General features: G+C 42.8%; 15 protein-coding genes. 4 read left to right on the top strand and 11 right to left on the bottom strand.

The features are described 5' to 3' along the window. Window positions 1-14: 14 nt before the first annotated feature. The 10 genes from EGX73_RS11635 to dnaX form a co-directional block, all read right to left on the bottom strand. Window positions 15-314: a MazG-like family protein gene (locus EGX73_RS11635; protein WP_003127098.1), complete on the bottom strand. Its 300-nt coding sequence runs from the start codon at window positions 312-314 to the stop codon at window positions 15-17. Window positions 315-428: 114 nt separating this feature from the next. Continuing rightward, complete coding sequence (gene rsmI, locus EGX73_RS11630; RefSeq protein ID WP_029486924.1) at window positions 429-1,286, bottom strand: 16S rRNA (cytidine(1402)-2'-O)-methyltransferase; 858 nt, start codon at window positions 1,284-1,286, stop codon at window positions 429-431. 51 nt (window positions 1,287-1,337) lie between these two features. Next, entirely contained in the window at window positions 1,338-1,685 is a 348-nt protein-coding gene (locus EGX73_RS11625; RefSeq protein ID WP_082031004.1) for a DNA replication initiation control protein YabA, read from the bottom strand. Window positions 1,686-1,704: 19 nt separating this feature from the next. Then, window positions 1,705-2,505, bottom strand: a complete 801-nt coding sequence (locus tag EGX73_RS11620; RefSeq protein ID WP_003127095.1) for a regulatory iron-sulfur-containing complex subunit RicT — start codon at window positions 2,503-2,505, stop codon at window positions 1,705-1,707. A gap of 15 nt (window positions 2,506-2,520) precedes the next feature. After that, window positions 2,521-3,465, bottom strand: coding sequence for a DNA polymerase III subunit delta' (gene holB / locus EGX73_RS11615; protein ID WP_041119240.1), 945 nt, complete (start codon window positions 3,463-3,465; stop codon window positions 2,521-2,523). Between the two features lie 13 nt (window positions 3,466-3,478). Next, window positions 3,479-3,808, bottom strand: coding sequence for a cyclic-di-AMP receptor (locus EGX73_RS11610; protein WP_003127092.1), 330 nt, complete (start codon window positions 3,806-3,808; stop codon window positions 3,479-3,481). A 31-nt stretch (window positions 3,809-3,839) separates the two neighbouring features. Continuing rightward, the gene (gene tmk, locus EGX73_RS11605) at window positions 3,840-4,487 is read right to left on the bottom strand and encodes a dTMP kinase (protein ID WP_003127091.1); all 648 of its coding nucleotides are present in this window, start codon (window positions 4,485-4,487) and stop codon (window positions 3,840-3,842) included. Between the two features lie 19 nt (window positions 4,488-4,506). Next, window positions 4,507-5,103, bottom strand: coding sequence for a recombination mediator RecR (gene recR / locus EGX73_RS11600; RefSeq protein ID WP_003127090.1), 597 nt, complete (start codon window positions 5,101-5,103; stop codon window positions 4,507-4,509). Window positions 5,104-5,118: 15 nt separating this feature from the next. Then, window positions 5,119-5,433 (bottom strand): YbaB/EbfC family nucleoid-associated protein, encoded by a 315-nt coding sequence (locus EGX73_RS11595; RefSeq protein WP_003127089.1) that lies wholly within the window; start codon window positions 5,431-5,433, stop codon window positions 5,119-5,121. Between the two features lie 20 nt (window positions 5,434-5,453). After that, window positions 5,454-7,172 (bottom strand): DNA polymerase III subunit gamma/tau, encoded by a 1,719-nt coding sequence (dnaX, locus tag EGX73_RS11590; protein WP_005472384.1) that lies wholly within the window; start codon window positions 7,170-7,172, stop codon window positions 5,454-5,456. A 304-nt stretch (window positions 7,173-7,476) separates the two neighbouring features. On the opposite strand from dnaX, the gene EGX73_RS11580 reads away from it, so the two are divergent. Genes EGX73_RS11580 through EGX73_RS11570 form a run of 3 tightly spaced genes read left to right on the top strand, consistent with a single transcriptional unit; the run spans window position 7,477 to window position 10,654 of the window. Continuing rightward, window positions 7,477-8,709 carry an SPFH domain-containing protein gene (locus EGX73_RS11580; RefSeq protein ID WP_005472382.1) on the top strand — a complete coding sequence of 411 codons (1,233 nt, stop codon included), beginning with the start codon at window positions 7,477-7,479 and terminating at the stop codon, window positions 8,707-8,709. Window positions 8,710-8,726: 17 nt separating this feature from the next. After that, the gene (locus EGX73_RS11575) at window positions 8,727-9,851 is read left to right on the top strand and encodes a hypothetical protein (protein ID WP_003127086.1); all 1,125 of its coding nucleotides are present in this window, start codon (window positions 8,727-8,729) and stop codon (window positions 9,849-9,851) included. A 23-nt stretch (window positions 9,852-9,874) separates the two neighbouring features. Beyond that, window positions 9,875-10,654, top strand: a complete 780-nt coding sequence (locus EGX73_RS11570) for a TPM domain-containing protein (RefSeq protein WP_249455814.1) — start codon at window positions 9,875-9,877, stop codon at window positions 10,652-10,654. 89 nt (window positions 10,655-10,743) lie between these two features. Here the strand turns inward: EGX73_RS11570 and EGX73_RS11565 are convergent, their stop codons facing one another. Beyond that, a complete protein-coding gene (locus EGX73_RS11565) occupies window positions 10,744-11,712 on the bottom strand; it encodes a pyridoxal-phosphate dependent enzyme (RefSeq protein ID WP_003127084.1) in 969 nt (322 codons plus the stop codon). 284 nt (window positions 11,713-11,996) lie between these two features. Here EGX73_RS11565 and EGX73_RS11560 point away from each other — a divergent pair, with 284 nt between their 5' ends. Continuing rightward, window positions 11,997-13,016 carry a branched-chain amino acid aminotransferase gene (locus EGX73_RS11560; protein WP_041119238.1) on the top strand — a complete coding sequence of 340 codons (1,020 nt, stop codon included), beginning with the start codon at window positions 11,997-11,999 and terminating at the stop codon, window positions 13,014-13,016. Window positions 13,017-13,127: the final 111 nt, after the last annotated feature.

Here is a 13,127-nt window from a genome sequence, read left to right as displayed (position 1 = left end):
CGAATGACGAACCATCATTCATCGATTCGTTTTGCATACCCATTGCCATAACTGGTATAGCGGCGGGCTTGGTTGATTTTCATTTTTTTCTGAATCTCTCCGTCTAGATCAATCGATAAGATCTCCGCTAAACCGAGAAGGTAGATGGCTACATCTGCCAATTCTTCCCCCACATTTTGTTTTTTGCGATAAGCATCAAAAGCTTCAGCCACTTCACCATATAATGACAAAAATTCCTTTTCAATATTGGTGACATTAAATTGATGATCAATTTTGTTTTGATAGATCGCTTTTTGCATGTCTCGTATGTTCATCTTTTTCTCCTTTTTAAACTAGTATATCATGTCCTTTTGTGACGGTTTCACCCAATCATCCATGCCACTAAAAATGAAACTCATTATTCAAAAAAACCGATGCACAGGCATCGGTTAAGCGTCTAAGTGATAGGCATGATAGACCGTTTGTTTTTTTACTTGATTGCGTTTCGCCACTTCCTTGATAGCCTCCTTAGAAGACATCCCGGTCTCCATCAGAGCTGTTACTTGCTCTTTAAGGCTTCCATCATAAACGATTTCGACAGAGTCCGTCGATCCCTCAACCAAAAGGCAGCACTCTCCTTTGACTGTATTTTCCCCTAGATAGTCCAACAGTTCCTTTAAAGAACCTCGCAAGTATTCCTCGTGGATTTTTGTCAACTCTCGACAGATGACTGCAGAACGTTCTGCACCAAAAACAGTAATCATATTTTCGATCGTCGCTGCCAAGCGGTAAGGTGATTCATAAAAGATCATCGTAGCCGGCTGGTTCGCCAGCTCAGCCAATGCTTCTTTTTGCTCCTTCTTTTTTCGAGGTAAGAAGCCATAAAAAAGATTGGGCTGCGGAGACAAACCAGAAGCGATCAAAGCAGTCAATCCTGCTGTAGGACCAGGCAAGGCAATCACTGGAATATCAGCTGCAATGCACGCTTTGACTAATTCATGACCAGGATCACTGATCGATGGCATCCCTGCGTCACTACATTGTGCAATTATTTTTCCAGCTAGCAATTGATCGATGAGTTGCGGCACACGTTCCTTGAAATTGTGTTCATGCAAACTTCGTTGCGGTGTCGTTATTTCAAAATGGTTCAATAATTTCTGGGTATTCCTAGTATCTTCGCTGGCAATCAAATCGGATTCCCCTAAAATTTTGACACAACGAACGGTCATGTCTTCCAAATTTCCGATTGGTGTCGGCACTAAATAAAGCGTTCCATTCGATTGTTTATAGCTTTGTTGTTTCTGCATACTTTCCCTACTTTCAAAAAAAGACCAGCCACCTGCGCTGGTCATTTCCTATTATCGTCCGCTTTCTCGATAGATCACTTCAAGACAAAAAGCACACGGTTCATCATGTTCTCTTCTAGATCCATATAAGTCATAACAAACATGGAATCCTTCTTCGTATATCTTTTCCAAATTCATTCGCGATTTGGACAATTCTTGTTTGACCGATTCTGCGGGCGCTTCGGCCACTTGATTCAATTCACGGATATGTTCCCGTAAACGTTGATTTTCTAATTCTAGCGTCGCATTTTTTTCAACGATTTCTTGCAAAGACTGTTTCATCTCTGCTAAGTTATTCAACGAATTTTGCAGTTCATTTTCTAACTGATTCAATCCATCATAAATCGATCGCTTGTCCATGCTCATTATGGTCACCTACTTATTTTGTCACTAGTTCTTCATATTCATAGTCTATGGGCGTTTGTCGATCGTACAAACGGACTTTGATAATGCGCTGCAATAAATCCAGACCGACTACTTTTCCTTTTCCATCCGGAGTCTCAACTTCTTTGCCGCGATCCGGTAATTCTCGTTTTGCTTGTTCATATTCATCATTCTCATACTTCAAACAGCACATCAAACGACCACACAACCCGGAAATTTTCGTCGGATTCAAAGACAGCCCTTGATCTTTGGCCATTTTGATCGAGACAGGGATAAAATCGCCTAAGAACGTCGAACAGCAGAGCTTGCGGCCGCATGGACCAATTCCGCCGATCGCCTTTGCTTCATCTCGTACACCGATTTGTCGCAACTCGATCCTTGTATGAAAATGACTCGCCAAATCTTTGACTAGTTCGCGGAAATCAACTCGACCATCCGCTGTAAAATAATACAGCATCTTTGACCGCTCAAATGTATATTCTGCCCTAACAAGTTTCATAGGTAAATTGTGCGCTCGAATCTTCTGCTTGCCAATGATCAGCGCTTCTTCAGCATCTTGACGATTTTTCTTTTCTTTCTCGATATCTTTAGGCGTGGCCTGTCTAATGATTGGCTTTATGTCATAAGGCAAATCTTGCGAATCGATCAACTGCTTAGGAATCGCGACGGTCGCCATAAACTTTGCTTCTTGTGATTCAACGATCACTCGTTCCCCCGACGTGTAATCTCGCTTCTCAGGCGCATAAAAATAGATTTGTCCCGCAGCGCGAAAGCGTACACCGACTACTTCTATCATAACATTGCTCCCCCTTTAGGGTACTGTTATGCCATAGATGATCTTCACTGAAAATTGTTCAGCAACGCCTTGAAAAGCTACATTCGCTTGCAGTTTCTTTTGGGCTTGCAAGGCAGCTTCGATGGCAAGATTGATCTCTTTTCCCCATAAGCCTTGTGCCAATAACTGGTCTCGTTCTTCCTGCAAATAAAATAACAGAATCGAAAAAATAACTCTCTGCTGTTCTTTTTCTTTTGCTAAAGCGAGCAGCTTTTTTTGAACGAAAATAAACGCTTGCGGATCTTTCTTCAAGAGATACTTCACCCATTGTGCAACAGCATCCTTAGTTTCATTAAACCATTCCTCTTGGGAGATTTCAACTGCTTTATGATAACTATTTGTCAAGTAACTCAAAAGACGGCTACTCTCTTGAGAAAGTCCTTCTTTTTGCAGCTTTGTCTGCAATTTTTCTTTCGCCAATGGTGAAAAATGAATGATTTGACAACGGGACTGGATCGTCGGCAAGATCCGTCCAACACTTTCCGTTTCTAAAATCGCTAAGAAATTCCCTACAGGTTCTTCCAAAAATTTCAGTAAACTATTTGCTGCACTTGTATTCATTTTTTCTGATTGAGAAAGAAGAAAGATTTTCAAGCGACTTTCGAAGCCGCTCTTAGAAAATTCTTCTTGCAATTGACGAATTTGATCTACTTTGATCGTCTGTCCATCTGGTTCCACCATGAGTACGTCCGGGTGCTCCCCTTGAGCGATCCGCAAACAATTACTGCAAGATCCGCAAGGTTCATCTGATTGAACATTCGTACAAAAGAGACGTTTCGCCAGCCACAAACTCATCTCATGTTTGCCCGTTCCTGCATCGCCTTCAAAAAGATAAGCATGGGCAATCCGCCCATGCTCGACACTTTTCTTCAGTTGGGCAAAAACCAGAGGTTGATATTCTTGTAAAAAAAGTTCCTCCATGGTCTGCTCCTTTTTAGTATTGATGGAAGCCATCGACTGGTAGAACAAAAACCGTTGCACCGCCAACTTCTACTTCCACTGGATAAGGTACTTGCCCATCAAGTGAGATGTCTAACGACATTGGTGTGGAAACATATTGTTTTCTAGACTGACAGGTTTTCTTGATCAGTTCCAATGCGTCTTGGACCCGCTCATCCTCAAGACCAATAATAAATGTACTGTTGCCGGCTTTTAAGAATCCGCCGGTAGATGAAAGTTTCGTAGCGCGAATGTTGGCATCAATGAATTCATTTGCTAATCGGTTGCTGTCTTTGTCTTGCACGATTGCCATAATCAATTTCATGAGATCATCTCCTTATTATTGTCGTCAGCGATCACATTGTTTTGAAGTAGGAAGGATATGCTTCAACGATTGCTGAAAAACTTGTCTCAACGACATCTTGTAATCCCATTCTAGCATCAACCTTATGGATGCGTACAGGATTTTCTTCTGCCAGCTTCAAATAAGCATGACGAACTCGTTGGTGAAATTCTAATCCTTCCGCGTCCAAGCGATCCAACTGATGAGCCCGATGCTCTTGAATCCTTCTTAAACCTGTATCCGAATCGACATCTAAATACAAGGTGAAGTCAGGCTCCGTGCCTTCGGTGGCAAATTCATTGATACGTGCAATCTCAGGAATACCGATCCGGCGCCCTGCCCCTTGATAAGCTAAAGAACTATCTACAAATCGATCACAGATCACGATTTTGCCTTCATTCAATGCTGGTAAAATCACTTGGATCAAATGTTGGCGTCTTGCAGCAGCATACAGCAATGCTTCAGTCCGTTCATCCATCTCAGAATTTTTGGGATCCAGTATGATCCGCCGAATTTTTTCTGCGATTTTTACACCGCCTGGTTCTCTCGTTTTAACAATGTCTCGTTTGGCTTCTAGCTGCAAACGAGGATATAATTCTTCTAAAACACTGGTTTTGCCAGCGCCATCTGGTCCTTCAATGGTTATGAACAGTCCACTCACCCTTGTTGCCTCCAATTTCTTATAATTCACGTCTTCCTTCCACTGCTTTAAGCAATGTCACTTCGTCCGCATATTCAATATCGCTGCCGACAGATAAACCGTGAGCCAACCGCGTCACTTTGATCCCCGCTGGTTTGATCAGTCGGGAAAGATAGATCGCGGTAGCTTCACCTTCTGTCGTGGCGTTCGTAGCAATGATCACTTCTTTCACTTGGTCATCATGCAGACGCTGAATCAAAGGAGCAATATTGATATCTTCTGGTCCAGTACCTTCCATTGGAGACAGAACACCATGCAAAACATGATAGAGCCCATGGTACTCACGGACTTTTTCTAACGCCATGACATCCTTTGGTTCTTCTACTACTAAGATCGTGCCTTTATCTCGTGAAGGGTCACTGCAGATCTCACAGGGATCTCCTTCTGTAATGTTTCCGCAAATACTGCAAAAATGCAGATCACGTTTGACGCTCAACAGTGATTTAGCAAACTCATTGACGACTTCATCTTTCATATCGATCGTATAAAAAGCCAATCTAGTTGCTGTTTTTTGTCCGATACCTGGCAGCTTCATGTAGCTGTCGATTAATCGTGCGATCGGTTCTGGATACTGCACGCCACATTTCTCCTTTTATAAACCGGGGATTCCTTTAGTGTATTTACCCATAGTCCGTTCGGTTTCTTTTTCAATTTTAGTTAATCCATCATTTACTGCCAAGATCAGCATATCTTGTAACATGTCAACATCTTCCGGATCGACGATTGCTTGATCGATCGAAAGATCGCGTAATTTTTTATCACCTGTAAAAGTTGCCTTCACATAGCCATTTGTTGACTCGCCGATAAATTCTTTACTGTTTAGGGCTTCTTGTTCTTTTACCATCTCTTTTTGCATTTTTTGTACTTGCTTCATCATGCCTTGCATATTTCCCATGCCTCGCATCATTGTTCTTCACTCCAATTCTCTCAATTTTCTTCGATGCTCGCCAATTCACCAAAAAGCTCTTGGGCTTTGGTAACGACGACTTCATTTTCAGGTTCTTCCGTAGTTGGTTCTGGTTCAGCTTCCCCTTCATCTAATTCGCCTGTATTGAAGGTTTGTCCGCCAGCAATAAATTCTTGTCGTAAGATTGGCCAGCTTTCTTTCGTGATAAACACGGCTTGCGGTGCATAATCAGATATCATTCGTGAAATTTGATTATGCAATGTCAGCTGCAAGTCTTGGTCATTGGCTGCTCGTTGACAGACAATCTCATAATCAAAGGCAATCACTACACCAGATGCACTGGCTGCTTTTGCTTCGCTCGCGTGGAGCATTGCTCGTTGTGTCACCGACAATGACATCAACAGATCATCCCAAATGTTCCGCACATTTGCGAGATCTTTTTTTGTGGCTTCTTTCAAGACTTGAAAGACCCGTTCTTTCGGCACTCGGAAAGTGCTGCTATTTTTGGTCTTCTTGGCAGGTGGATTGACCGGTTCACTGCTGGCCGCCGATGGGTTTTCTTGTAGTTTTCGTACTTCTGACTGCAGCTTCTGAATTTCTTGACGAAGCTGCTGAACTTCTTGATTCGACACCGAAACTTCTCCTGAAGCTGGCAATCTCCTCTGATTTGCTAGTTTAACAACTGCTACTTCCAAATAAATGGTCGGATTATTGGTAAATCGCACCTCGTTTTGCGTCTCATTCAAAACAGTGATCCAATGGTAGATTTGATCTGCAGTAGCTGCCTGAGCTAAAGTTTTGAAGCCTGGTGTGATCTGCAGTGATTTTTCTTCTAATAATTGTGGTGCCTGCTGATATAAGAGCAAGTCACGACAATAGACCAGCAAGTTCTCCAACAACCGCCGTGCTTCTTTGCCCGAAGACAGCAGCTGGCGCAATGTCTCTAATGCATCTGGTACTGCTTGGTCTTCGCAAAATTGCATCAAACGGTCCATCATCTCATAAGACAAACTGCCGGTTACTTCTAATGCGTCTTGAGTCGTGACTTTGCCATCACTAAAGGCAATAGCTTGGTCAGCGATACTTAACGCATCCCGCATCCCACCTTCTGCGGCTCGTGCGATCACTTGCAAGGCTTCTTCTTCATAGGCAATTTGACTGCCGTCTAAAACTGTCTTTAGATGATCAACGATATCTTGCGTATTGATTCGCTTAAAATCAAATCGTTGCGTTCGAGAAATGATCGTTGCAGGAATCTTGTGCGGCTCTGTCGTCGCCAAAATAAACACTACATTTTTTCGTGGTTCTTCTAACGTCTTCAGTAACGCGTTGAAGGCGCCGGTCGACAACATATGAACTTCATCCACGATATATACTTTATATTCAGCTTGTGTTGGTGCATAATTTGCACGGTCTCGGATAAAGCGGATCTCTTCGACCCCATTGTTGCTGGCTGCGTCGATTTCGATAACGTCTTCTTGCGTACCAGCTGTGATCGAACGGCACATCTCGCATTCATTGCAGGGCTCTCCATTGACTTGGTTTGGACAATTGATTGCTTTTGCAAAGATTTTGGCAGCACTCGTTTTTCCTGTTCCCCGAGGACCGGTAAATAAATAAGCATGCGAAATTTGATTTTGCTCGATCGCATTTTTCAAGGTTTGCGTAATTGCTTTTTGTCCAACGACATCCTCGAACCGTTGGGATCGCCATACACGGTACAATGCTTGATAGGCCATATTTTTCCTCACTCTTTTCAAAATTCGCTATTATCTATTATACGTAATATTTACAAAAAAAACTACCTTGAGTTGCCTATCTGCTGAAAAAGAAATGATTTTTTAAGGGAGCAATCTTTTAATAAAAATCCGCACATCCTAGAGAACGATACTTTGAAAAAAGTATTGTTTTATAGACGATTTTTTATTCAACTTTTGCCTACACTTCTACAACTTTGGTCTAATACATAGAAAATACGGAGCTATGGTATAATGAATGTACATTCATCCATTGGATGATGAAAATTTGTAAGGAGGACTGAAAATGGGTATTATCAAAGCTGCAACAAGCACGATTGGCGGAGGTCTTGCCGACCAATGGCTAGAGGTCTTCGAACCTGACAATATGGGCGATACGACAGTGATGACTAAAGGTGTGAAGGTACGGCGCAATGACAAACGCGGTTCGAACCGAAAAGGAACGGAGGATGTCATAACAGATGGATCTGTAATCCACGTCTACCCTAATATGATGATGCTGCTGGTCGATGGTGGAAAAATCATTGATTATACAGCAGAGGAAGGCTACTATACTGTCAAAAATGACTTGGCTCCTTCCATGTTCAACGGTTCCTTAAAGGATGCCATCTCTGAAACGTTTAATCGCTTCAAATTTGGTGGCGTAACACCTCAAAAACAACAAGTTTTCTATATCAATTTGCAAGAAATCAAAGGAATCCGCTTCGGGACTTCTTCTCCATTAAATTATTTTGACAACTTTTATAATGCAGAATTATTCCTAAGAGCCCATGGAAATTACTCATTGCGAATTACTGATCCGATCTTATTCTACACCAACGCGATTCCAAAAAATAAAACACAAGTTGACATCAATGACATTAACGAACAATATTTAGCAGAGTTTCTGACTGCTTTACAGACAGCCATCAACAAAATGTCAGCGGATGGCGAGCGCATCTCCTATGTTCCATCAAAAAGTATGGAATTAAGCAAATACATGGGTGAGGTTTTAGACGACAGTTGGCGCGAACTGCGAGGAATGGAAATCGTTTCAGTCGCTGTTGCAAGCATCTCTTATACGGATGATTCAGTGAAACTGATCAACATGCGTAATCAAGGTGCCATGTTGGGTGACCCAAATGTTCGTGAAGGGTATGTTCAAGGTTCGATCGCACGTGGGATGGAATCCGCAGGTAGTAATGCTGCCGGTGCAACAACCGGATTTGTTGGTATGGGCATGGGGATGAACACAACTGGCGGTTACTTGAATCAAGCAGCTCAAAACAATCAGCAACAAATCCAGCAAAACCAAGAAAATCAGCAGAAACAAAACAATGGCGATAGTTGGGACTGCCCTCAGTGTGGAACAAGCAATACGGGTAAGTTCTGCAGCAATTGCGGTACAGCAAAACCTACAGGAACCCCAAGTTTACAAATGAAATGTTCAGAATGTAGTGAAATAATTGATTTAGCAAATGGAATCCCGAAATTCTGTCCCAACTGCGGCAAGCCATTTAAGGGAGTTCCTTTAGACTAAATGAAGGAGGAACTTAAATGGATGTCATTACGCATAAATGCCCCAACTGCGGCGGTGCGCTAACCTTTGATCCTGGTGATCAAAAATTCCACTGCCCCTTCTGTTTGAGTATTTTTACAGAAGCAGAAGTAACAGCCTTTGAACAAAAACAAAAAGAAGCCCAACTTGCAGATGGGACTGCGCCGGAAAATCAGCCGATCACTGATGATACGGAACCGGCGCTAAAAGAAGCTATCACAGAAAAAACCGAAGAAAAGGCGGCCCAAATGGACTTGTTCCTTTGTCCTAACTGCGGCGCAGAGATCGTCACTGATGCTACGACAGCAGCTACTTACTGTTATTTCTGCCACAATCCAGTCGTCCTTTCCGGCCGTCTTTCTGGAGAATTCTTACCTAACAAAGTTTTACCTTTTGCAATCGAAAAAGAAGAAGCAACCGCTAAATTTCTGGAATGGGCACAAAAAAAATGGTTCGTACCAAGAGACTTCTTCGATCAAGCGCAAGTTGAAAAATTGACCGGTGTTTATTTCCCCTACTGGAGGATCGATGCCGAACTAGATGGCCAACTATCTGGAACTGGAACTTCTTTAAGAATTTGGCGTGTCGGCGAGATCGAATATACAGAACACAAACAATTTGCTGTTTCCAGACGCGGAAAAATGCGTATCAATGAACTGATCAAAAACGCTTTATCCAAGAATGTCCAACAAAAAATGGTTACCGGGGTCCAGCCTTTCCCATTGGATAAGGCCGTTGACTTTCGCAGCCAGTATCTGGCAGGATTTCAAGCAGAAAAACGCGACATTGAGTATCAAGCACTTAAGAATGAAGTACAACAGGAACTTTCCGGTTATGCTGAAAATCTCCTAAGCAGTACCGTTAATGGTTATACAAGCTTCAATCGGACCCAGCGGGACATTGAGATCACGAAAGAAACCAATCATTACGTCCTACTACCAGTCTGGCTGGTCACTTATCGGGCAGATGATCCGAATAAGAATGCTTTTTATTATGCGATGAATGGCCAAACCGGTAAAGTCAGCGGTGTCTTGCCCATCAGTTACAAACGCTTAGGATTTACGAGTGCAGCGATTTTTGCTGTGATTGCGATTCTAGGGATGATTGGAGGATATTTCCTATGAGAAAATTTTCCTGTTTTTTCCTAATGGTTGCCGGATTTCTACTGACGATGGTCACTGGCGTGGCAGCAGAAAATACCGTTACTGATAACGCTGGTCTTTTTACTCCCTCCGAAATCCAGAGTTTGAGCGAACAAGCCGATCAGTTGAATGAGAAAATCAAAGGTGAAGTTTTTATCGCAACGACAAATAACAAAATTGACGATATTGAATATACCACCGACCGTTTTCTCGCCGATCGCATCGGAAATGATCAGAATGGCTCGGCATTGATGATCGATATGGGCAACCGTAATCTTCATGTGTCCACCTCAGGAAATATGCTCGATTATATCAACGACGCTCGTCTTGATGATATGTTGGATAATATTTATGATCAGATGACGGCGGGTAATTACTATCAAGCCGCCCGGGTCTACTTGGAGAATGCAGCCAGCTATGTAGAAGCGGGGGTTCCCGGTGGTCACTATCATGTGGATCGTGAGACAGGCAAGATCACTTATTATAAAGTGCTGACCCCTTTAGAAATCGGCATTAGCTTATTGGTAGCTGCAGTGATCAGTATTGCTTTTTTCATCATTGTCAAATCAAGATACCAATTAAAAATGGGTGGATACAAATACCCTTACCAAGAAAAATCCAGCATCAAATTGACTCAAAAAGAAGATCGTCTGGTCAACTCCTTCGTAACGACTCGCCGAATCCCACGTCCACCTAAAAATAATGGCGGCGGCGGTTTTGGCGGTGGCACCACTACTCATTCTTCCGGCGGCGGAACATTTGGCGGCGGCGGTCGCAGTTTTTAGTAAACGTTTCTTCTCCTCTGAAAACTGGATCGAAAACGGACTAAAAAAGATGATCTTCAGACGACTAGTTGGTCTGAGATCATCTTTTTTTAAATGATTTCTTTAAAAACAGAGAAATCGATATTCCCGCCTGAAACGATTGCGACTGTTCGTTTGCCTTTCAGCAAATGATCGATTTGTCCGCTTAGGATAGCAGCCGTACTCAGAGCACCTGCCCCTTCAGCAATCACTTTTTCTTTTAAAGCCAAATAATGGATGGCAGTTTCGATATCTTTCTCTTCAACTAAAACGGTTTCATCTATGCGCGAGCGCAACGTTTCATAAGTCAATTCTCCAGCCAAAGCCACATCGCACCCATCTGCCAATGTCTTACTGCTGCGATTGGCTATCAGTTCTTGTCGCCATATAGAGGAAATCATCCCATGTACTTGATAAGATTGAACACCAATAATATTAGTTTCCGAGCGTAATTGTTTGATTGCTAACGCAATGCCTGCGATCAAGCCGCCTCCACCGATCGGTACGATGACATTATCCACATTAGGCAAATCTTGTAAAATCTCTAACCCAATCGTTCCTTGCCCTTCCATTACCGCTCGATCATCAAAGGGGGAGACAAAGACCTCACCGCTACGTGACATCGCTTCCAAAGTAATTTGTTTTGTATCGTCGAATGTCTCTCCTGCTAAGATCACTTCAGCGCCATAATTTCTCGTTGCTTCTATTTTTGTCTTCGCTGCTTGAAGCGGCATAAAGATCCGTACATGTATCCCTAGCAGGGCGCCTGCTAGTGCAACACCTTGCGCATGATTACCTGCTGAACAAGCAATTACCCCTCTTTTTTTCTCTTCCTCTGTCAATGTTGCTAATTTGTTGTAGGCCCCTCGCGCCTTAAAGGATCCTGTACGCTGCAGATTCTCTAGTTTCAGATAAATTTCTCCTGCCTTTTCTGCGCTAAGAATATTGCTTGGTGCGGCAGGTGTATGGATCATGATTGGTGCCAGTCGCTGATAAGCATCCAGGACACCTTGGATTTCAGAAACCGCTTCTTTGATCACCGAAAGTCCTCCTAATCGATTTTTTTCTACCCTTATTGAAGCATATCTGTTCCGTAAATACAATCTAAAGTGCTCGACGTTCTGCCAAAATCCTTCCCCCTTTTTATCAACAACTGCAGAGCTCCAGATAGGCTTGAAAAAAAATTCTGTGAATATAAAGTCTCTAGTAATAAGCTTTCATCATGATGTTAGAAATGAAAATCATTGCGATGAATTTTCAGAAAATAATGACTTGATGGGCGTTCCATGCTATACTAGGAAAAATTAAAAAAGGAAGTGACTCTATGCAAATCGATTGGGAAAATTTAGGGTTTTCGTATATTAAAACCCCTTGGCGCTTTGTCGCAAAATGGAAAAATGGCTCTTGGGAACAAGGAGCATTGACTGAAGATAATATTCTGCATATTCATGAAGGTTCTCCAGCATTGCATTACGGTCAACAATGCTTTGAAGGCTTGAAGGCGTATCGACGACCAGATGGCGGGATCAACTTGTTTCGTCCAGATGAGAATAGTAAACGATTGAATCGAAGCGCTCGTCGCTTGCGTATGCCGTTCGTTCCCGAAGAGATGTTCCTCGATGCGGTCAATCAAGTGGTCAAAGCAAACCAAGAATTTGTACCGCCTTACGGTACCGGGGCTACTCTATATTTACGGCCGCTATTGATTGGTGTAGGCGAGAATATCGGCGTTGCACCTGCGCCAGAATACTTGTTTATTATTTTTTGCATGCCGGTCGGATCATATTTCAAAGGCGAGCTGGCCCCAACGAACTTTATTGTTTCAGATTATGACCGTGCAGCACCAAATGGTACCGGCGCTGCAAAAGTAGGCGGAAATTATGCTGCCAGCTTATTACCAGGATACGAAGCCCATGAACGGAATTTTTCAGATTGCATTTATTTAGACCCTGAAACACATACAAAAATTGAGGAAGTGGGGTCCGCTAACTTCTTTGGGATCACGGCCGAAAATGAATTCGTGACACCAAAATCGCCATCAATTTTGCCTAGTATCACCAAATATTCTCTCCTTTATCTTGCAGATCATGCTTTAGGATTAACACCTGTCGAAGGAGATGTGTATGTGGATCAACTGGATCGCTTTGTTGAAGCAGGCGCTTGTGGAACCGCTGCGGTTATTTCACCTATTGGCGGAATCCAAAATGGAGAGTCTTTCCATGTGTTTTACAGTGAAACGGAGGTCGGTCCTAAAACTCGTGCGCTATACGATGAATTGACGGGTATCCAATTTGGTGAGCGCAAGGCTCCAGCTGGCTGGATTTTTGATGTTCCTCTTGATTAATCAATGAACTGATTGGGAAAATCAAAAAAATTTATAGAGCTCCCCTCTTTGCTCTCACGCCTGAAAGCACCCAAAACAATTAAAGAATGGCGCATCTTTTTTTCGTTTTGA

The organism is Enterococcus sp. FDAARGOS_553 (assembly GCF_003812305.1).
Taxonomy (GTDB): Bacteria; Bacillota; Bacilli; order Lactobacillales; family Enterococcaceae; genus Enterococcus_D; species Enterococcus_D gallinarum.
This window is presented reverse-complemented; position numbering and strand designations above follow the sequence as displayed.